22 protein-coding genes are annotated in these 20858 nt (G+C 51.9%); 6 read left to right on the top strand and 16 right to left on the bottom strand.

Features of this window, described 5'->3' with window-relative positions:
• Positions 1–133 precede the first annotated feature (133 nt).
• Positions 134–1516, bottom strand: a complete 1383-nt coding sequence (gene dcuC / locus JTI85_RS07245; protein ID WP_048212305.1) for an anaerobic C4-dicarboxylate transporter DcuC — start codon at positions 1514–1516, stop codon at positions 134–136.
• Positions 1517–1973: 457 nt separating this feature from the next.
• Here dcuC and pagP point away from each other — a divergent pair, with 457 nt between their 5' ends.
• Both pagP and cspE read left to right on the top strand, forming a co-directional pair.
• A complete protein-coding gene (gene pagP, locus JTI85_RS07250) occupies positions 1974–2537 on the top strand; it encodes a lipid IV(A) palmitoyltransferase PagP (protein ID WP_048212304.1) in 564 nt (187 codons plus the stop codon).
• A gap of 172 nt (positions 2538–2709) precedes the next feature.
• The gene (gene cspE / locus JTI85_RS07255; protein WP_000034825.1) at positions 2710–2919 is read left to right on the top strand and encodes a transcription antiterminator/RNA stability regulator CspE; all 210 of its coding nucleotides are present in this window, start codon (positions 2710–2712) and stop codon (positions 2917–2919) included.
• Positions 2920–2970: 51 nt separating this feature from the next.
• Here cspE and crcB read toward each other — a convergent pair whose 3' ends face one another.
• Positions 2971–3354 carry a fluoride efflux transporter CrcB gene (crcB, locus tag JTI85_RS07260; RefSeq protein WP_043015566.1) on the bottom strand — a complete coding sequence of 128 codons (384 nt, stop codon included), beginning with the start codon at positions 3352–3354 and terminating at the stop codon, positions 2971–2973.
• Between the two features lie 90 nt (positions 3355–3444).
• On the opposite strand from crcB, the gene JTI85_RS07265 reads away from it, so the two are divergent.
• Both JTI85_RS07265 and tatE read left to right on the top strand, forming a co-directional pair.
• A complete protein-coding gene (locus JTI85_RS07265; RefSeq protein WP_219352353.1) occupies positions 3445–4233 on the top strand; it encodes a deaminated glutathione amidase in 789 nt (262 codons plus the stop codon).
• Between the two features lie 128 nt (positions 4234–4361).
• Positions 4362–4565: a twin-arginine translocase subunit TatE gene (gene tatE / locus JTI85_RS07270; RefSeq protein WP_048212302.1), complete on the top strand. Its 204-nt coding sequence runs from the start codon at positions 4362–4364 to the stop codon at positions 4563–4565.
• A gap of 97 nt (positions 4566–4662) precedes the next feature.
• Here tatE and lipA read toward each other — a convergent pair whose 3' ends face one another.
• From lipA to JTI85_RS07320, 10 genes are all read right to left on the bottom strand, one after another.
• Positions 4663–5628 (bottom strand): lipoyl synthase, encoded by a 966-nt coding sequence (gene lipA / locus JTI85_RS07275; protein WP_003022702.1) that lies wholly within the window; start codon positions 5626–5628, stop codon positions 4663–4665.
• Between the two features lie 206 nt (positions 5629–5834).
• Positions 5835–6476: a lipoyl(octanoyl) transferase LipB gene (gene lipB / locus JTI85_RS07280; protein WP_061067510.1), complete on the bottom strand. Its 642-nt coding sequence runs from the start codon at positions 6474–6476 to the stop codon at positions 5835–5837.
• 113 nt (positions 6477–6589) lie between these two features.
• Positions 6590–6853, bottom strand: coding sequence for a DUF493 family protein YbeD (gene ybeD / locus JTI85_RS07285; RefSeq protein WP_000850547.1), 264 nt, complete (start codon positions 6851–6853; stop codon positions 6590–6592).
• A 106-nt stretch (positions 6854–6959) separates the two neighbouring features.
• A complete protein-coding gene (gene dacA / locus JTI85_RS07290) occupies positions 6960–8171 on the bottom strand; it encodes a D-alanyl-D-alanine carboxypeptidase DacA (RefSeq protein ID WP_048212300.1) in 1212 nt (403 codons plus the stop codon).
• 142 nt (positions 8172–8313) lie between these two features.
• A complete protein-coding gene (gene rlpA / locus JTI85_RS07295; RefSeq protein ID WP_116360528.1) occupies positions 8314–9417 on the bottom strand; it encodes an endolytic peptidoglycan transglycosylase RlpA in 1104 nt (367 codons plus the stop codon).
• 10 nt (positions 9418–9427) lie between these two features.
• Entirely contained in the window at positions 9428–10540 is a 1113-nt protein-coding gene (mrdB, locus tag JTI85_RS07300) for a peptidoglycan glycosyltransferase MrdB (RefSeq protein ID WP_003022718.1), read from the bottom strand.
• Between the two features lie 2 nt (positions 10541–10542).
• Entirely contained in the window at positions 10543–12444 is a 1902-nt protein-coding gene (gene mrdA, locus JTI85_RS07305) for a peptidoglycan DD-transpeptidase MrdA (RefSeq protein ID WP_048212298.1), read from the bottom strand.
• Between the two features lie 30 nt (positions 12445–12474).
• Complete coding sequence (rlmH, locus tag JTI85_RS07310; protein ID WP_003022725.1) at positions 12475–12942, bottom strand: 23S rRNA (pseudouridine(1915)-N(3))-methyltransferase RlmH; 468 nt, start codon at positions 12940–12942, stop codon at positions 12475–12477.
• Between the two features lie 3 nt (positions 12943–12945).
• Positions 12946–13263 (bottom strand): ribosome silencing factor, encoded by a 318-nt coding sequence (rsfS, locus tag JTI85_RS07315; RefSeq protein WP_003022728.1) that lies wholly within the window; start codon positions 13261–13263, stop codon positions 12946–12948.
• A 255-nt stretch (positions 13264–13518) separates the two neighbouring features.
• On the bottom strand, positions 13519–14130 hold the full coding sequence (locus JTI85_RS07320) for an adenosylcobalamin/alpha-ribazole phosphatase (RefSeq protein ID WP_061067512.1): 612 nt from the start codon (positions 14128–14130) through the stop codon (positions 13519–13521).
• 97 nt (positions 14131–14227) lie between these two features.
• Between JTI85_RS07320 and cobD the strand changes: the two genes are divergently transcribed.
• Positions 14228–15322 (top strand): threonine-phosphate decarboxylase CobD, encoded by a 1095-nt coding sequence (gene cobD / locus JTI85_RS07325; RefSeq protein ID WP_219352355.1) that lies wholly within the window; start codon positions 14228–14230, stop codon positions 15320–15322.
• Here the strand turns inward: cobD and nadD are convergent.
• The 4 genes from nadD to leuS are packed head-to-tail and all read right to left on the bottom strand — an operon-like array spanning position 15297 to position 20161.
• Positions 15297–15938, bottom strand: coding sequence for a nicotinate-nucleotide adenylyltransferase (gene nadD / locus JTI85_RS07330; RefSeq protein WP_086523834.1), 642 nt, complete (start codon positions 15936–15938; stop codon positions 15297–15299). The genes cobD and nadD overlap by 26 nt on opposite strands.
• Before the next feature lies 1 nt (position 15939).
• Positions 15940–16971 carry a DNA polymerase III subunit delta gene (holA, locus tag JTI85_RS07335; RefSeq protein ID WP_115600775.1) on the bottom strand — a complete coding sequence of 344 codons (1032 nt, stop codon included), beginning with the start codon at positions 16969–16971 and terminating at the stop codon, positions 15940–15942.
• Entirely contained in the window at positions 16971–17564 is a 594-nt protein-coding gene (gene lptE / locus JTI85_RS07340) for an LPS assembly lipoprotein LptE (protein WP_048212293.1), read from the bottom strand. The genes holA and lptE overlap by 1 nt, the downstream gene beginning before the upstream one ends.
• A gap of 14 nt (positions 17565–17578) precedes the next feature.
• Entirely contained in the window at positions 17579–20161 is a 2583-nt protein-coding gene (leuS, locus tag JTI85_RS07345) for a leucine--tRNA ligase (protein ID WP_086523620.1), read from the bottom strand.
• A 235-nt stretch (positions 20162–20396) separates the two neighbouring features.
• Here leuS and JTI85_RS07350 point away from each other — a divergent pair.
• The coding region (locus JTI85_RS07350; protein ID WP_219352357.1) for a zinc ribbon-containing protein at positions 20397–20858 on the top strand (462 nt) is incomplete at its 3' end.

Genomic DNA, 20858 nt, shown 5'->3' on the forward strand with positions numbered 1-20858 from the left:
AGCTGCCTCTTTGTTGGCTGCGTGCAGAAACCCCAGTCACATAGTTATCTATGCTCCTGGGGATGTCTTCACTTGCCGCCGCGATGCAGCATAAATGATTTTGTGTATTAAGGTCAGGTATTAACAGGTATCGTTAACCGCCAATCAGGGCAGACGTTGCCGGTACCATCACTTCAGTGGCGATAATCACAATCAGCAGTCCGACCATTACCGGAACAGAAGTTCGTTTTACGACTTCAAACGGTGAAATCTTCGCCATCCCCGCGACAGCCACAACCACACCGGATACCGGGGAGATTGTGCGTCCGAGGTTTGACGCCTGCAGCATTGGGATCGAAAGGTAGGCAGGGTTGATACCGGAAGAGTGCGCCAGTTTTGGGATCATCTCAACGAAGGCGTAGAAAGGCGCGTTACCGGAGCCCGTGGTCATTGCGGCCAGCATGGTCAGAATCACCAGGACCAGCATCAGAATAATGCTCGCAGAACCAAATGAGGTGGCGATAGAGATCAGACTCTGAATAAAGCCAATGGTGCTCAGACCCTGAGCAAATACACCGGCTGCAACTAACAACATGACGACGTTAGCAAAGGCATCTGCCATTCCGCGGTAGGCGACTTCCAGACCTGAGAAAACCTTCTGGGTGTTGAATCCGCGGATAAACTCCAGCACTGCGGCAATAAGCATGCACAGCACCAGAATCGTGATAATGTGCAGTTGCGGGCCCCATTTACCATCAAAAATCAGTACACCGACGATCGGGGTAAACGGCAGAATGGCGTAAAACGAGGGAGCCGTAGTGGTGATTTCTGCCACATCTAACATTTCGTGAGAGATGTTCTCTTTTTTATCCAGATAGCGCTGCCAGAAGTAATGAGCAATCGCCATACCAATAATGGCAGCAATGGAAATCGGCAACGTGGTTTTAAACGCGAAGTCGATCAGTGGCATTTCCGCTGCTTTTGCAGCCAGCACGACATCCCCGGAAGTTGGAGAAAGAATGATTGCGGCAGGGGAGGCGCAAATGGCCGCCGCAGCACCACGACTGATCCCAACGTTAACCATGACCGGAAAGAGTGTCGCCATCAACAGCACGCCCAGCCCGGTTGCCGAAGAGACTGCCAGTGACATCAGGCAGGCAACAAAATAGGCGGCAATCATTAGCATGTAAGGCGAGTTGATATATTGCAGGGGCCTGGAGGCCAGCTTAACGACCATATCGTTCGCGCCGATATGCGTCATGTAGGCGGCAAAACCACACAGCATCATAATCATCATGCCGAGGTCGCCGCCGCGGCTCATCAGCAAAATTTTAATATATTCAACAATATCTGTCGCGGTGTAGCCGGTACTTTCGGCACTGCCGGGCAGAACTTTATGTCCCATCAGGGCGCTGATAATCAATAAAACCAGGCCCCCGACAAACAATACGCCGGTCGCGGAATAACCTTTAATGATGTAGCGAGCCACACCCACAATAACAACGACTCCAATAAGGAGTTCTATAAATGTCAACATTGTTTCCCCTGTCATATTGACGCCCAGAAAGTAAAAAAACTAAAAAAAGCATAAAGCGGTGTGAGAATGTGCCTAATAAACACCTGCCTCTTGCTGATTAAAATCAATAAAAATACGGATTCAACCGATGGCGCAGGCGTTTTTTCAACATAGCGGATGAAAAGGGAGTACGGCAATCAAAAACTGTGAAACACTCTGGTTTTATGTGTCATTTTGTTTTGTAATGATGCATTAATGTTAATTAATTGTAATTTATTTGGTGTTTTTGCGTAAAAGAAGCCGGTTAATAGAAATAAGAGAACATGTCACATATAAAAACCACAATAAATATAATGACAACGATCTGAAATTTATATGTGGAGAATATTCTGATTTTTTATTAGCGCATCTTTGTTAAGCTAACATTAAGGTTTTGTTTGCTACAATTAATACTAACTCCCAGGATGGTAATTAAGTCGTGATTGTCGCTAAACGTTATTTTCTCATTTTTTCATTTCTTTTTATTCAGTTAGCCTTTATTCCTCAGGGTTTTGCTGAGGATAAAGGGTGGTTTGATACTTTTAAAGATAATGTCAGTGAAACCTGGCAGCAGCCTGAGCATTATGATCTGTATGTGCCGGCCATTACCTGGCATGCGCGTTTTGCCTACGATAAAGAGAAAACCGATCGCTACAACGAACGTCCCTGGGGGGCAGGATTTGGCCAGTCCCGTTGGGATGATAAAGGTAATTGGCACGGGCTCTATATTATGGCCTTCAAGGATTCCTTTAATAAATGGGAGCCGATTGGCGGCTATGGCTGGGAAAAAACCTGGCGACCGCTGGCCGATGATAATTTCCGGCTGGGGCTGGGCTATACAGCTGGTTTCACCGCGCGCGATAACTGGAACTATATTCCCGTGCCATTGATCCTGCCGTTGGCATCGATAGGCTATGGGCCGGCAACGTTCCAGATGACCTACATTCCGGGTACGTATAACAACGGAAATGTCTACTTTGCCTGGATGCGTTTCCAGTTTTGACAGGTGGATTATTATAAACTTGTTTAAAAACAGATGGATACATTGTTTGTCCGAAAAATAACGCGACATTTATCACTTTTTGACAAAGTTCGACTGGACAAAGTGCATCACAATTGTTGTACTGATACCCGACACAGCATTTGTGTCTATTTTTCATGTAAAGGTAATTTTGATGTCTAAGATTAAAGGTAACGTTAAGTGGTTTAATGAGTCCAAAGGATTCGGTTTCATTACTCCGGAAGATGGCAGCAAAGACGTGTTCGTACACTTCTCTGCAATCCAGACCAATGGTTTTAAAACTCTGGCTGAAGGTCAGCGCGTAGAGTTCGAAATCACTAACGGTGCCAAAGGCCCTTCTGCTGCAAACGTAATCGCTCTGTAAGCATACGACAGCAAGCATTCAAAACCCGCTTAATTGCGGGTTTTTTTTCGCCTAGTGTGCAGGAGAGGCAGAAACCAGCCAGAATGCCAGAGCCGTCATCGCAAATGAACCCAACAGGTTAACCAGCACATTCACCATTGCCCAACCAAAGCGTCCCTCTTGCAGCAAAAACACGACTTCTGCCGAGAAGGTTGAAAACGTCGTCAGCCCTCCGCAGAAACCGGTGGTAATGAGCACTTTCCACATTGGATCAATGTTTGTCATGCGGTTAAACCACGCCAGCCCCATGCCAATAATAAACGCGCCAATCAGATTTGCTGCCAGCGTACCGAATGGGATAGCCTGATGCAGCGGATTGAACCGCATGCTTAACATCCATCTTGCTACGCTTCCTGTACCGCCACCGATAAAAACTGCTAAAAGGAGTTGTAACACTGCATAATCCTGCTATTTGATTGTATATAGCGTGAGTGTAACGCTGAATAATCGTTGTTGGCGAGCTTAACCCATTTTTCTGGAGGGAATATGTTTGTTGCAGCAGGGCAATTTGCCGTGGGCCCCTCGTGGGAAAAAAATGCGGAAACGTGTGTCCAGTTGATGTCTCAGGCCGCAGGAGAAGGCGCATCTCTGTTGGTGCTGCCGGAAGCGCTGTTGGCCCGTGACGATCTCGACCCCGATCTATCGGTGAAGTCAGCCCAGCTACTGGAAGGCGGTTTTCTGACGCGGTTACAGCAAGAGAGTGCGCAAAATGAGATGACGACGATTCTGACGATTCATGTTCCCTCTGTACCTGGCCGGGCGTTGAACATGCTGGTTGCGCTACGGAGAGGTCGGGTTATCGCCCATTACGCAAAATTACATCTCTATGATGCCTTTTCGATTCAGGAGTCGCGGAATGTCGATGCAGGTGAGGCTGTAGCGCCATTGCTGGACGTAGACGGATTAAGGGTAGGGTTAATGACCTGCTATGACCTGCGCTTTCCTGAGCTGGCATTGGCGCTCGCGTTACAGGGGGCTGAAATCCTGGTCTTACCGGCGGCCTGGGTGCGAGGATCGCTCAAAGAGCATCATTGGACAACGCTGTTGGCGGCAAGAGCTCTGGATGCAACCTGTTATGTGATTGCTGCGGGGGAGTGTGGTAACAAGAATATAGGTCAAAGCCGGGTCATCGATCCGTTTGGCGTGACGATTGCCGCTGCGGCGGAAACGCCTGCGCTGATAATGACGGAGGTTTCTGCTGAGCGGGTGAGGCAGGTCAGGGCGCAACTTCCTGTGTTACGTAACCGCCGCTTTGCGCCACCGCAATTATTATGACGTTTTTTTAAACAAGGCTTGATTCACCTTGTTACAGATTGCTATTGTGTGCGCGCGTCGAAAGGCCGTTAATATTCTCAGGTTAATATGGCGCTTTATGCAGCCTGGTTTAAGTTAAGAAGGTATCTATGGGTGAGATTAGTATTACCAAACTGCTGGTGGTTGCCGCACTGGTCGTTCTGCTGTTTGGTACCAAGAAGTTACGTACACTGGGTGGAGACCTGGGAACGGCAATTAAAGGCTTCAAGAAAGCGATGAACGATGATAATGCCGATGCTAAGAAAGATGCTGACGGTAGCGTTCAGACTGAGAAGCTTTCCCATAAAGAGTAATGTCAGGAGCACGATGCTCATACTGCATACTCTGCATGAAAAAAAACCGGCAATTGCCGGTTTTTTTATTGCTGAAATGTAAGTGAGTATTACACGATTACTTCACTTCCAGCCCTTTCGCCTGCATGTCCGCATGATAAGAAGAACGAACAAATGGGCCGCAGGCTGCATGGGTAAAGCCCATTGCCATGGCTTCAGCCTTCATCTCATCAAACTCGTCCGGGCTTACATAGCGCTGAACCGGCAGGTGGTGACGGCTTGGCTGTAAATACTGCCCCAGCGTCAGCATGGTCACGCCATGGCTGCGCAGGTCACGCATAACCTCAATGATTTCAGCATTGGTTTCACCCAGACCCACCATCAGACCGGATTTGGTTGGGATCTCAGGGTGCGCTTCCTTGAAACGTTCCAGAAGCTTCAGTGACCAGTTGTAATCAGCCCCAGGGCGTACGTTACGGTAAATACGCGGAACGTTCTCGAGGTTATGGTTAAACACGTCTGGCGGGGTGGCCGTGAGGATATCCAGCGCACGATCCATACGACCACGGAAGTCAGGTACCAGCGTTTCGATTTTAATCGACGGGCTTTTCTCACGGATTGCGGTGATACAATCCGCGAAATGCTGAGCGCCACCATCGCGTAGATCGTCGCGGTCAACGGAGGTAATGACAACATAGCGTAGCGCCATGTCCGCAATCGTCTGGGCCAGTTTTAACGGTTCGTTAGCATCAGGGGCAACCGGGCGACCGTGGGCGACGTCACAGAATGGGCAACGGCGGGTACAGATTGCGCCGAGGATCATAAAGGTCGCGGTCCCGTGGTTGAAACATTCTGCCAGGTTAGGGCAGGACGCTTCTTCGCAGACAGAGTGCAGGCCATTTTTGCGCATCGCTGCTTTGATACCCTGGATGCGAGTGGAGTCCGCTGGCAGTTTTATTTTCATCCATTCCGGCTTACGCAGCAGGGCTTCGCGCTCTGTTGCTACATTTTTTACCGGGATAAGAGCCATCTTATCGGCATCGCGGTATTTAACACCGCGTTCCATCACAATGGGTTTACTCATAGCTTGCGTGTTCCAGTTGCGAATTACGAAGGAAAGCGTTTCAATTCAAGGGAATGTTGCATTTATCAACTATTTTTGAATTAGTGATACGCAGTATATCATTGAAACGGGCCAGAAAGCAGCCTGACAGGCTGGCAAAATGTAAAATAGTTGTTGTTTTGTGCCATTTGCCACAACATATGCTGCGGCAAACGATAACCTGTTTTTCAGTCTGCGATGTACTCGTGGGGGGGATTGCCCAACAGCGCTAAAATGTTAGCCAGCAGACGAGGACGCACGCTCTCGGTCGTGGCTGCGCTATCCCACTGCGATACTTTCGCCATCTCCATTCCGGCGTAACCACAAGGATTGATACGCAGGAAAGGCGACAAATCCATATCCACGTTGAGCGCTAAGCCGTGAAACGAACATCCTCTACGGATACGTAACCCCAAAGAGCAGATTTTCTTCTCCCCGACGTATACGCCAGGCGCATCAGCGCGCGGATGAGCGTCAATACCTATCTCCGCAAGCGTATTCACCACGGTTTGTTCCAGCAGTGTTACCAGTTCACGCACGCCCAGTTTGCGGCGTTTGAGATTCAACAGAACATACATAACCTGCTGGCCGGGTCCGTGGTATGTCACCTGACCGCCCCGATCGCTCTGGATAACGGGAATATCACCGGGCATCAGTACGTGCTCTGCTTTACCGGCCTGACCCTGGGTAAAGACAGGATAATGCTCTACCAGCCAGATTTCATCATGACTATTTTCATCGCGGGTATCGGTGAATTCGTGCATGGCCAGAGAGACTGGCTCGTAGGGCTGAAGACCGAGCTGGCGGACAAGAATTTTATCCTGATACAAAACGGCATCTCCGTAGATACTCACATAGAGTAGAGAATGTTAAAGAGGGGAAAAGTATATCACAGGGGGGAGGGGTTACCCGAGCGGGGATGCAGCGGGTAACCGACAGGCTTTTACAGCACCATACGTACGATATCGATATTACCTAATTCTTCGTACAGTGTTTCAACCTGCTCAATGTGTGTCGCATTAATAGTGATAGAGACCGAGTGGTAATTGCCTTTGCTGCTCGGTTTTACCGTTGGGGAGTAATCACCTGGCGCATGGCGCTGTACCACTTCAACCACCTGATCAACCAGCTCAGGCAACGCCTGCCCCATTACTTTGTAAGTAAATGGAGTAGGGAATTCAAGCAGTTCGTTAAGTTTGGTTTTCATGTCAGCTCCGGCGTTACATCAAAAAATAATAACTCCCACGGCGCGTGGGAGTTATCTGGATACCTAGTATATGGGGACGTAAATCACACTTTCAAGTGTTCGATTTTTAGCCAAACCAGTGATGGAACATTAATTTAATGTAATCAATGATTTTACCAAAGAAGTTGCCTTCCGGGATTTCCTGCAGAACCACCAGCGGACGCTGTTCAATGGTTTTGCCATCAAGCTGGAAGTTGATGGTGCCGACAACCTGGTTTTTCTGCAGCGGTGCATGCAGTTCCGTGGTGTTCAGAACATAGCTGGCTTTCAGATCTTTCATGCGGCCGCGTGGAATAGTCAGGTACACGTCTTTATCGACACCTAATGACGCACGATCGGTATTACCAAACCAGGCCGGTTCTGAAGCAAACTCTTTGCCGACTTTCAGCGGGTTCACGGTTTCAAAGAAACGGAAGCCCCAGGTCAGCAGTTTTTTACTTTCAGTTTCGCGGCCTTTATAGGTGCGACCACCCATCACGGCGGAGATCAGACGCATCTGGCCTTCGGTTGCGGATGCAACGAGGTTATAGCCAGCTTTGTCAGTGTGGCCGGTTTTGATACCGTCAACATTCAGGCTGTTATCCCACAGCAGACCGTTACGGTTGAGCTGGCGGATACCGTTAAAGGTGAACTCTTTTTCTTTATAGATAGAGTATTCGTTGGGCACGTCGCGAATTAGCGCCTGACCAATCAGTGCCATGTCACGGGCCGAGCTGTACTGACCGTCAGCATCGAGACCATGAACGGTCTGGAAGTGGGTGTTTTTCAGGCCCAGCGCATTCACATAGCTGTTCATCAGACCGACGAAAGCATCCTGGCTTCCGGCTGCGAAGTCCGCCATTGCCACGCAAGCATCGTTCCCTGATTGCAGGTTAATACCACGGATCAATTGAGAAACAGGAACCTGCATGCCAGGTTTGAGGAACATCAGCGATGAACCTTTAAACACCGGGTTGCCCGTAGCCCAGGCGTCGTTGCCGACGGTGACCAGATCGGTTTCTTTGAATTTCCCGGCTTTCATCGCCTGGCCGATGACGTAGCTGGTCATCATTTTGGTCAGGCTGGCGGGGTCACGGCGAGAGTCCGCATTTTGTTCTGCGAGAACTTTGCCTGAATTGTAGTCAATCAGGATATACGACTCCGCATCGATCTGCGGAACACCCGGGATCATGGTTTTAATATTCAGGTCATCTGCATGGGCAGCAGAAAGAGAGGCTGCGCAGAGAGCCGCGGTGAGCGCCATGCGCTGCACGAAACGAGCGGAAAAAGTGGTCTTCATGGTCTGAACTACGACGTCCGTGGTGAAATTAAAAAAAGTGCCCTACTATAGCAAATGCATAACTGGCAGGCATCTGACTTTCCGCGTGACTTTGTTAATGTCATTTACAGAAATTGACAATTCAGATGCCTGGTTTACGTTATTACACGCCGGTGATGAAGGACTGTAATTGCGCCTCGGATTGCAGACGCTGCTGCAGTGTGGAGGCTTCAGCCTTGCTGGCGAATGGCCCCATCTGAATACGCCAAACGGCACCGTTTTGCACAACCCGGCCCGGAACGCCAAACTGCTGACTTAAACGCTTTTGATACTGCTGTGCACGCGCCTGCTCGCTTACCGCACCAACCTGAACGACGTAACGACCGTTGGCTGCAGCTGCCGGAGTGGCAACGGCGACGGCTGGTGCTGCTGCGACAGTCGGTGTTGTGGCTGGGGCAGTCACAGGGGCAGCCGGTTGTGGCGCTGGCGTCGGTTCGCTACCTTCAAGCACGCCGGAAGCGAGCGTAGTCGGCGCACCGAGGAATCCACCGCTGTTTACTGGTGCTCCGGTAGGGTCATCGCTTTTCAGCGTGGAATTGCTGATCGGGCGGATATCTCCTTGCGGCTGACCCGCATCCGGTGTAGCAGGCATGCTGCCACCGCCGCTTAAATCAGGGCGAGAGGGCAGGGCATAGGTTTGTTTGGCCACTGTCGTACAGGCCATACCTGGGCCGGACAGAGAACCATCCTGTGCGACAATGATAGGATCGATACGCACTTTCGTGTTGTTAGATGTGTTCAGACGATCGGCTGCTGCTCGCGACAGCGAAATGACGCGATCGTTGCCATATGGACCACGATCGTTAATGCGTACGACGATCATTCGACCGTTTGCCAGGTTAGTAATTCTGGCATAGCTTGGAATGGGCAGCGTCGGGTGCGCAGCAGTCAGCTGCATCGGGTCGAACGCTTCACCTGATGCGGTCAAATTACTTCCTGGCTCCGCATCGTAAATGGCGGCCAGTCCAGCCTGGCTAAAGCGGGAGGGATCCTGGACTATCTTGTAGCTCTTACCGTCACGCTGATAGTCCTGATTCGCCGTTGGGTTCAGGGGTTCAAAACGCGGATCGGCTCCGCTGATTTCAACAATCGGACCATTACACACCGCAGGTTGCGGCGCGACGGCAGCCTGTTGCTGACCATCATCACTTGAACACGCCGCGAGCATTCCTGCTGCGATGCAGATTCCAATCCACTGCTTACGCATTGCGTACCCCTTACACGCTTTTTGACAACATTTTTCTATGGGTGTGGATCGACATGACAATCCCGAACCCGGCCATCAGCACGATTAGTGCAGAGCCTCCGTAACTGACCAGTGGGAGTGGAACCCCAACTACAGGCAGAATACCGCTCACCATACCAATATTTACGAAGACATAAACGAATAATATCAACATTAAACCACCGGCCATGACGCGACCAAAGGTCGTTTGTGCGTGGGCGGCGATCCACAATCCGCGCATAATCAGCAAAATGTACAGGGCAAGCAGGATTAAAATCCCTACCAGACCCAGCTCTTCCGCCAGTACTGCAAAGATAAAGTCAGTATGACGTTCGGGCAAAAACTCCAACTGCGACTGCGTACCATGCAACCAGCCTTTGCCGCGTAGCCCACCTGAACCAATAGCAATTTTAGACTGAATAATGTGATAGCCCGCGCCCAGCGGATCGGTTTCCGGGTCGAGAAGCATCATCACGCGTTGTCGCTGGTAATCATGCATCAGGAAGAACCACAGTATTGGAATAAATGCGGCCACCAGAACCACAGCAACGCCGATTAAACGCCAGCTCAAGCCGGAGAGGAACAAGACAAACAGGCCGGAAAGCGCAACCAGGATTGAGGTGCCGAGGTCAGGCTGCGCGGCAACCAGCAGCGTGGGCATAAAAATGAGCACCAGCGCTATAGCCGTATTCTTCAGCGAAGGTGGGCAGACATCGCGGTTGATAAAGCGCGCCACCATCAGCGGGACGGCTATCTTGGCGATTTCCGAGGGCTGAAAACGCACGATTCCCAAATCCAGCCAACGTTGTGCACCTTTGGAAATGGCGCCGAAGGCATCGACAGCAACCAACAGGATGATACAGAAGATATAGAGGTACGGCGCCCAACCTTCATAGACTCTGGGAGGAATTTGCGCCATCACCACCATGATGACCAGCCCCATAGCGATCTGGCCGACCTTACGTTCCATCATGCCAATATCCTGGCCGCTGGCGCTCCAGATGACCAGCGAGCTGTAGACCAGCAGAGCCAGCAAGATAAGCAACATTGTGGGATCGATATGAATTTTGTCCCAGAATGTTTTTTTGTTCGGATTATCCGTCACGATTATTGGTCCTCACCTGCTGCAACCGCCGGGTTTTCAGCAGGCAGATTGGTGTTGTTGTCACCCAACATAATGTGGTCAAGGATCTGGCGCATGAGTGTACCTACAGCCGGACCGGCCCCACCGTTTTCGAGGATCATCGCGACAGCGACCTCGGGTTTGTCATAGGGCGCGAATGCAGTCATCAGTTTGTGGTCACGTAAACGTTCGGCGATCTTATGTGCGTTATAGGTTTCATTGGCTTTCAGGCCAAATACCTGCGCGGTACCGGATTTCGCCGCAATTTTGTAGGGTGCGCCAGCAAAATACTTGTGCGCAGTCCCATTAGGGCGATTCGCTACACCGTACATACCGTCTTTGGCGATTTCCCAGTAGCCAGAATGAATGTCACCGACAGGAGGCTCATGTGGCTGTACCCACGGCACTTGCTTGCCGTTTTCCGCTGTGCTCATCAGCAGATGAGGGACTTTCACCATGCCGTCGTTGATGAGGATCATCAGCGCTTTGCTCATCTGGATAGGCGTTGCTGTCCAGTAGCCCTGACCGATACCGACAGGGATTGTATCACCCTGGTACCAGGGCTTTTTAAACCGTTTTTGCTTCCACTCGCGGGTTGGCATGTTACCCGCGCGCTCTTCAGCGAGATCGATGCCCGTATAATGGCCGTAACCAAATTTGCTCATCCACTCAGAAAGACGGTCAATCCCCATATCATAGGCGATTTGATAGAAAAACGTATCAGCGGACTCTTCCAGAGAACGGGTGATGTTCAGATGACCGTGACCCCATTTTTTCCAGTCACGGTAACGTTTCTCTGAACCGGGTAATTGCCACCAGCCCGGATCGAATAGCCCGGTATTGCGGGTAATAACGCCTGCGCTTAACGCAGAGACCGCAACATAAGGTTTAACCGTGGACGCCGGAGGGTAAACGCCTTGCGTGGCGCGGTTAACCAGTGGGGTATTGGGGTCATTGAGTAACCCGGAATAATCTTTGCTGGAGATGCCGTCCACAAACAGGTTCGGGTCATAGCTTGGCATAGAGACCAGTGCCAGGACACCGCCAGTACGCGGGTCTGTGACCACGACGGCGGCACGGCTACCCGCCAGCAGCGTTTCAATGTATTGCTGGAGTTTCAAATCAAGCGTCAGATAGATATCGTGCCCGGCCTGCGGCGCCACTTCTTTAAGCTGGCGAATAACGCGGCCGCGGTTATTGACTTCAACCTCTTCATAACCGGTTTGACCATGAAGTACGTCTTCGTAATAACGTTCAATACCCAGCTTACCGATGTCGTGCGTCGCCGCGTAGTTGGCCAGCTTGCCGTCTTTATCCAGGCGTTCAACGTCTTTATCGTTGATCTTCGATACGTAGCCGATCACGTGGGTCAGTGCAGAGCCGTAGGGGTAATAGCGGCGTTTATAGCCTTTAACTTCGACGCCAGGAAAACGATACTGATTCACGGCAAAGCGTGCGACCTGAACTTCAGTCAGGTTGGTTTTTACCGGAATAGAGGTGAAGCGGTGTGAACGGGCGCGCTCTTTTTTGAAGGCGGCAATGTCATCGTCCGTCAGATCGACGACGTTACGCAGCGCGTCGAGCGTATCCTGAATGTTGTCGACCTTTTCCGGCATCATTTCTATCTGATAAATGGTGCGGTTAAGGGCGAGGGGAATTCCGTTGCGGTCATAAATGATGCCACGGCTGGGGGCGATAGGCACCAGTTTGATGCGGTTCTCGTTCGAACGGGTCTGATAATCAGTAAAGCGAACGATTTGCAGATTATAAAGATTGGCGATTAGCACGCCAGTGAGCAGCAAAATCCCCAAAAAAGCGACCAGCGCCCGGCGCACAAACAGCGCGGACTCAGCCGTATAGTCGCGAAAAGAATTCTGTAGTTTCATCCGCTGCTTAATCTACTCAAGAATCAATGATCACTCACGGTGATAAGGATGGTTGGTGGTAATGCTCCACGCCCTGTACAGACTCTCTGCGACCAGCACCCGGACAAGAGGGTGGGGAAGGGTTAATGCAGAGAGTGACCAGCTTTGCTCCGCTGCCGCTTTACAGGCGGGGGACAGTCCTTCCGGTCCGCCAATCAACAGACTGACGTCACGACCATCCAGTTTCCAGCGTTCCAGCTCGGTCGCCAGTTGTGGCGTGTCCCAGGGTTTTCCTGGGATATCAAGGGTGACGATGCGGTTTTTGCCTGCGGCGGCCAGCATCTGTTCACCCTCTTTGTCGAGAATGCGCTTAATGTCCGCGTTCTTGCCGCGTTTTCCTGCCGGGATTTCGATCAGCTCAAAGGGCATGTCTTTCGGAAACCGGCGCAGGTACTCCGTAAAACCGGTTTGCACCCAGTCAGGCATTTTCGTACCCACAGCGACAAGTTGCAGCTTCACGCATTAACTCCAGAGTTTTTCCAGTTCATACAGGCGACGGCTCTCTTCCTGCATAACGTGGACAATCACATCACCAAGATCGACGACGATCCAGTCAGCTACGTTTTCGCCTTCTACGCCAAGCGGCAGCAGACCGGCGGTGCGAGACTCCTGAACAACGTGATCGGCGATAGACATGACATGGCGGCTGGACGTGCCAGTGCAGATAATCATGCAATCGGTGATACTGGATTTGCCCTGAACATCTAAGGCGATGATGTCTTGACCTTTCAGGTCATCAATTTTGTCGATTACAAAATCCTGGAGTGCTTTACCCTGCAAGTGTTCCCCCTGGGTGAAAAAGAGTTAAAAACGTCTGTTAGTATACCTGAACCAGAGGCGATATCGGGACAAATGTCTCCGAAAGCGCTTTTGAGGTGCGCTATCATCCCACCCCACGCAACAGAATGCATCGCCATTTTTGTAAAACAATTTCTGCAAAGCTCTGAAAGGCGGGAAAAGTCAGGTTGCGGAGAATAGCAGCCTGTCATAGGGTGTCAATGGGAGAGAGGCCCTTCGGCAGAAAAAACAGTGCATTCACTCACCCTCGTGCCACACGGCGCGACTATTGAGAACTTTCAGAACTGCAAAGTCGTCACAAAAATCAATGGCACTCCAGCATCCCTGTTCGATGCGAAAGTGCCACATGGCGGCCGTGGGCATGGACAGCAGCCGGGCCACCAGTACGCTCAGCACGCCCTGATGACTTACCACCAACAGATTTTTACTGTCTTTGTATTCAGCAAGCTGAGCAATGAAACGTTCAACACGCTGTGAAAATGCCTGAAATCCTTCGCCATTAGTTGGGGTTGCGTTCTGCCAGTCGTTACACCATACGGCATAATTTTCAGCGTCTTCGCGCGCAAGATCGCGATGATGGCGCATTTCCCAGTCGCCAAAGAACATCTCATTAAGTTCAGGCATGACACGCACAGGAACATCGCGTTCCGCCAGAATCAGTTGGGTTGTATGGCGGGCGCGTTCGAGTTCGCTGCACAGAACGTTGTCGAAAGGGACATTGCGTAGCAGCCCACTCAGTGATTGCGCCTGAACAATCCCCCGTTCCGTTAGCGGTGTGGGAGCATGACCGCTGTATAACCCAGCGACATTGGCTTCGGTTTCTCCGTGACGTACTAACCAGAGTCTCATTTTTTCCTCTTGGGGCTATTCGCACAAAATATGATGCTTGCCCTGATTGCGCAGAGATTTTTTCAATAAAATACCCCTTTTTAACTGGAGCGGCACGATGTCTTTATTGAAGAGCGCGCACGGCGGTAATACCCGAGAAGCCGCCGCATTGTTGGGCATCCCGCCTGAGCAATTGCTGGATTTTAGCGCGAATATTAACCCGCTGGGTATGCCCGCAACCTTAAAATGCGCGCTTATCGACAATCTGGACAGGGCTGAATGCTACCCGGACGTTGACTACACCCAGTTGCATGCGGCGCTGGCGCAGCATCACCAGATACCTGTTTCGTGGATCCTCGCGGGGAATGGCGAAACAGAATCTATCTTCACCCTGGTTAATGGGCTCAAGCCGCGTCATGCGATGATTGTTGCCCCTGGATTTGCTGAATACCGCCGGGCGCTGGAATGGGGAGAATGTGCGATCCATGAATTTGCGCTGCGCGAGGAGGATGGCTGGCAGCTCACCACCACGATCCTTGATGTGTTAACGCCAGAGCTGGACTGCCTTTTTCTCTGTACGCCCAACAACCCTACAGGGCTATTGCCCGATGGTCATCTGCTTGCTGCGATAGCAACGCGCTGCGCTGAATTGGGGATTACCTTGATTCTGGATGAAGCCTTTATCGATTTTATTGCCGGGGAGGAAGGTTTTATTCCGCGGCTACAAGAGAATCCGCACATTTGGGTTCTTCGCTCGCTGACCAAGTTCTATGCGATACCGGGGTTGCGACTGGGTTATCTGGTCAATAGCGATGAACAGGCCGTGGCACGGATGCGCAGCCGACAAATGCCGTGGTCAATTAACGCATTTGCCGCGCTGGCGGGAGAGCTGATTCTTAGCGATAGCGCCTACCAGCAGGCGACGTGGCAATGGCTGGCACAGGAAGGACAGCGATTTGATCAACAATTGCAAACACTGCCCGGCCTGACAGTCTATCCCGGTCGGGCTAACTATCGGCTGTTACGCTGCGATCGACCGGATATCGATTTGCAAAAATCACTGCTGGAACAACATGTTTTGATCCGCAGTTGTGCCAATTACCCTGGCCTGGACGCGCGTTATTACCGGGTTGCTGTTCGCAGTAAGGACGAAAATGACCGCCTGTTGGCGGCATTAAACAACACGCTTAGCGGTACAAACCCTGCTGGTTGATATAGTCGAGCACGGCGCGTGGCAGTAAGTCGTCGCACGGCTCGCCTTTTTCCAGGCGTTCGCGGATAAGCGTGGCGGAGATATTGAACCACGGCGTTTCGGCAAGGTAAATCTTACCTGCCGGCAGATTATGCAGATCATCTGCCGTATGGGTCAGATGATTTTCCAGCCACTGCTGGTGCTGTTCCTGTGCCATTTCGAGCGGGTAACCCGGACGTCGGCACACGATAAGATGGGTGTTGTCCAGAATCGTGTCGTAGTCATGCCAGGAAGGAAAGGTCAGCAGTGAATCCTGACCAATAATGAATGCCAGCGGTGCATCCGGGCCTTGTTCCACACGCCACTCTTGCAGCGTTTGCGCGGTGTACGAGGCGGTATCGCGTTTTAGCTCGCGTTCATCCAGTGAAAACAAAGGTTTGTCGGCAATGGCCAGCTCAAGCATATGTTTACGCTGGGCGCTGGAGGCTTCCGGTTGCGCACGATGTGGTGGCACGTTATTGGGCATGACAATGACCCGAGAGAGGCCAATCAGATTAGCCAGAATTTCAACGGGTTTCAGATGACCATAATGCACCGGATCAAAGGTGCCGCCGAACAGAGCCTGCAATGATTTCATATCAACCATCAATAAAAACATCTGCCAGTGATTTATGGCAAAGCAACAGGGAAAGTCCCTCAAGCTCTGCCCACACTGACTGACCATAGTCTTGTTTAAGCGTAATTTCCGTACGTGTTAACAGCGTGACCGCCTGACGTAACTGCGTGGGAGTCAGCCGGTTTAACGCTTCTCCCATCATGCCACGGCGATTTTGCCATACCCGATGTTTGTCAAACAATGCCCGTAATGGGGTATGGGCCGACTGCCGTTTCAGGTTCACCAGCAGTAATAATTCCCGCTGCAGAGTACGTAACAAAATAACGGGTTCACTGCCTTCAAGACGGAGCTGTTGCAGAATATGCAGCGCGCGTTTGCTTTTGCCCATCAGCAGCGCGTCCACCCAGTGAAACGGGGTAAAGTGCGCGGCATCGTTAACGGCTTGCTCCACACGAGGCAATGTTAATTTACCGTCAGGCCAAAGTAGCGACAACCGCTCCAGCGCCTGCGCTAACGCTAGCAGATTGCCTTCGTAGCAATAGCATAAGAGCTGGTTGGCAGCGTCATCCAACTGCAGATTATGATGTTTCGCCCTTGCGGCTACCCAACGCGGAAGCTGTGCCTGTTCAGGTGTCTGGCAACTGACCAGTACCGCGTTATTCGCCAGTCCGGTATACCATGCGGCGTTTTCCTGGGCTTTGGTCAGCTTGTTACCACGAACAATAAGCAGCAGATCGTCATGTAGCAGTGTGACGAGCGAGGCAAGTTGTTCGTTAATGGCGGCATTGGGACCATTTTCTGGCAGCTGCAGGAGTAACGTTTGACGACTGGCAAACAGGCTCATCGCCTGGCAGAGTGAAAAAATTTCCCCCCAGTCGGTGCTGTTGTCCAGGGTGAAAGCGTGGTGTTCTTCGAACCCTTGCGTTGCGGCAGCCTGGCGGATGGCATCCTGGCTTTCCTGCAATAAGAGGGGATCGTTACCTAAGAGTAAATACGCCGCGCGCAGCCCTTCATTGAGCTGTGCGCGGAGTTGTTCAGGGTACAACTTGAGCATCAGTTACCCAGCGTGGTGGAAACACGCGCCGGAGAGGAGGACGCTGGCGCTGCAGTTTTCACTGCAGGCTCGACGTCATCGCCGGATGACTGAACATCAGCAATATGTACGCTTGGCAGTTTACGAATCAACTGCTCGGCCGCCTTGTCGTACATCTCTTTAACGATCATCTCCTGCTCGTTATCCTTCGCCAGTGCCGCTTGCGGGTTGTCGAAGAATGAACGATAGACTTTAGCGCTGATCGGGTAAATATCATGGCCCGGGATCAGGACTGAAGCACTCACGGACATCACCATCTGGTATTCAGCGGTTTGACCGTTCTGGAACACGGAGGCGGTATCCTGCGAAATGCTGACCGCGCCAAGGCGTAAGGACGGAACGTCTTTGCGCGTTGAGCTGTCTTCCAGCAGTGTAACGCCATTCAAACGCAACTGATTACGCACCGCCCGGCTTAACGGGCCGTTCGGATCACCCGTGACCAGAATCATGGTTTTCATCGTGGGGGGAACCTGCGTAGTACTACGCAGATGCCAGCCACACCCGGCGGTGACCAGCACCGCCAGAGATAACAACAATGTTGTCAGAAATCGCACGCTTCCTCCCGCGCTTAGCCAACGACCAGATTGAGGAGTTTACCCGGTACATAAATCACTTTACGTACGGTAACGCCATCAAGATATTTTGCCACCAGAGGCTCCTGGCCAGCACGTTCACGAACCTGCTCTTCAGTGGCGTTTACCGGAACGGTGATTTTGCCACGTACTTTGCCGTTTACCTGAACCACAACCAGCGTTGAGTCTTCAACCATTGCGGCGTCATCAGCTACCGGCCACGGCGCATTGTCGATATCGCCTTCGCCTTTCAGCGCCTGCCACAGGGTGAAGCAAACGTGTGGGGTGAACGGGTTGAGCATGCGTACAACGGCCAGCAGCGCTTCCTGCATCAGGGCACGGTCCTGCTCGTCTTCCTGCGGTGCTTTCGCCAGCTTGTTCATCAGTTCCATAATCGCCGCAATTGCGGTGTTAAAGGTCTGACGGCGACCGATATCATCAGTCACTTTAGCAATGGTTTTGTGCACGTCGCGACGCAGCGCTTTTTGATCTTCCGTCAGTGCAGCAACGTTCAGCGCCGGAGCATCACCCTGTGAAGTGTGCTCATAAACCAGTTTCCAGACACGCTTCAGGAAGCGGTTTGCCCCTTCTACGCCGGATTCCTGCCATTCCAGGGTCATATCAGCCGGAGAGGCGAACATCATGAACAGACGCACGGTGTCCGCGCCGTAGCGCTCAACCATGACCTGCGGGTCGATACCGTTGTTTTTGGACTTGGACATTTTGCTCATGCCGGTATACACCAGTTCATGGCCTTCAGCATCCTTCGCCTTAACGATACGACCTTTTTCGTCGCGCTCAACGATGGCGTCAACCGGAGAAACCCAGTTGCGTTCGCCGTTTGCGCCAACGTAGTAGAACGCATCGGCCAGCACCATTCCCTGACACAGCAGCTGTTTAGCCGGTTCGTCAGAGTTGACCATGCCCGCGTCGCGCATCAGTTTGTGGAAGAAGCGGAAGTAGAGCAGGTGCATGATGGCGTGTTCAATACCGCCAATGTAGATATCAACCGGCAGCCAGTAGTTTGCCGCTTCTGGGTCCAGCATGCCTTCGTTGTACTGCGGGCAGGTGTAGCGCGCGTAGTACCAGGAGGACTCCATAAAGGTATCGAAGGTGTCGGTTTCACGCAGGGCAGGCATACCGTTAACGGTGGTTTTCGCCCACTCCGGATCGGCTTTGATCGGGCTAGTGATACCGTCCATGACGACATCTTCTGGCAGAATTACCGGCAGTTGATCTTCTGGTGTCGGCAGTACGGTACCGTCTTCCAGCGTCACCATCGGAATTGGCGCGCCCCAGTAACGCTGACGGGAAACACCCCAGTCGCGCAGACGGTAGTTAACTTTACGCTCACCGACACCCAGAGCGACCAGCTTGTCGGCAATGGCGTTGAACGCGTCTTCGAAGGCCAGGCCGTCAAACTCACCGGAGTTAAACAGCACGCCTTTTTCGGTCAGTGCCTGCTCGGACAAATCCGGCTCTGCGCCTTCAGAAGTCAGAATTACCGGCTTGATGGACAGGCCATACTTGGTGGCAAATTCGTAGTCGCGCTGATCGTGACCCGGAACGGCCATCACCGCACCGGTGCCGTATTCCATCAGGACGAAGTTTGCCGCCCAAACCGGGATTTCTTCGCCAGTCAGCGGATGAACCGCTTTAAAGCCGGTATCGACGCCCTTCTTCTCCATGGTCGCCATTTCGGCTTCAGCAACCTTGGTGTTACGGCATTCGTCAATGAAGGCAGCCAGTTCCGGGTTATTTGCCGCCGCTTTTTGCGCCAGCGGGTGACCTGCGGCAACGGCCAGGTAGGTCGCACCCATAAAGGTATCCGGACGGGTGGTGTAGACGGTCAGCGTGTTGTCGTAACCGTTCACGTTGAAGGTGATTTCTACACCTTCAGAGCGGCCAATCCAGTTGCGCTGCATGGTTTTAACGGTGTCAGGCCAGTGATCCAGGTTATCCAGATCACGCAGCAGTTCGTCTGCGTAAGCGGTGATTTTGATGAACCACTGTGGGATCTCTTTACGCTCAACTTTGGTATCGCAGCGCCAGCAGCAGCCGTCAATAACCTGTTCGTTCGCCAGTACGGTCTGGTCGTTAGGGCACCAGTTCACCGCAGAGGTTTTCTTGTATACCAGACCTTTTTTGTACAGTTCGGTGAAGAACTTCTGTTCCCAGCGGTAATATTCCGGGGTGCAGGTCGCCAGCTCACGGCTCCAGTCGTAACCAAAGCCCAGCATTTTGAGCTGGTTTTTCATGTACGCGATGTTGTCGTACGTCCACGGTGCTGGCGCGGTATTGTTTTTTACCGCCGCACCTTCCGCAGGCAGGCCGAACGCATCCCAGCCAATGGGCTGCAGTACGTTTTTGCCCAGCATGCGCTGGTAGCGGGCGATCACGTCACCGATGGTGTAGTTACGTACGTGGCCCATGTGTAGTCGACCAGAAGGATAGGGAAGCATAGACAGGCAGTAATACTTCTCTTTGCTCTCGTCTTCGGTAACTTCAAATGTGCGCTTCTCATCCCAGTGAAGCTGTACTTTGGATTCTATCTCTTCCGGGCGGTATTGCTCTTGCATGGCAGCCAGTGGTCCTGTTTTCAATACAGCTACAAACGTAGCTCTAGATGTGGTGTTTCAGATCCGCATAGCATAGCCCAAACGCCCGCGTCAAAACAGCCTTTCGCGCATTCAGCGTTGAATTCCCGCAAGGATAATTCTGACACGAATTTACACACTCTGTGGACAGTCTTGCAAAGCGTAGCGTAAATAACGTCTATTATTATAGACAGTTAACGACCCAGGAGGCGAAGCGATGAACAAGGTTGCTCAATATTACCGTGAACTGGTGACGTCACTCAGCGAACGTCTGCGTAACGGCGAACGCGATATCGACGCGTTGGTGGAGCAGGCGCGTCAGCGAGTTATGCAGACCGGGGAGTTAACCCGAACCGAGGTGGAGGAACTCACAAGGGCCGTCAGACGCGACCTGGAAGAGTTTGCACTCAGTTATGAAGAAAGTCTCGATGAGGAGACAGACAGCGTCTTTATGCGGGTTATCAAGGAGAGTATCTGGCAGGAACTGGCCGATATTACCGATAAAACGCAGCTCGAATGGCGCGAAGTGTTCCAGGATCTGAGCCATCACGGGGTTTATCACAGCGGTGAAGTGGTTGGGCTGGGCAATCTTGTGTGCGAGAAGTGCCACTTCCACTTAGCCGTTTACACACCGGATGTGCTGCCGCTGTGCCCGAAATGTGGTCATGATCAGTTCCAA

The organism is Citrobacter sp. Colony219 (assembly GCF_019382635.1).
GTDB classification, from domain to species: Bacteria; Pseudomonadota; Gammaproteobacteria; order Enterobacterales; family Enterobacteriaceae; genus Citrobacter; species Citrobacter youngae.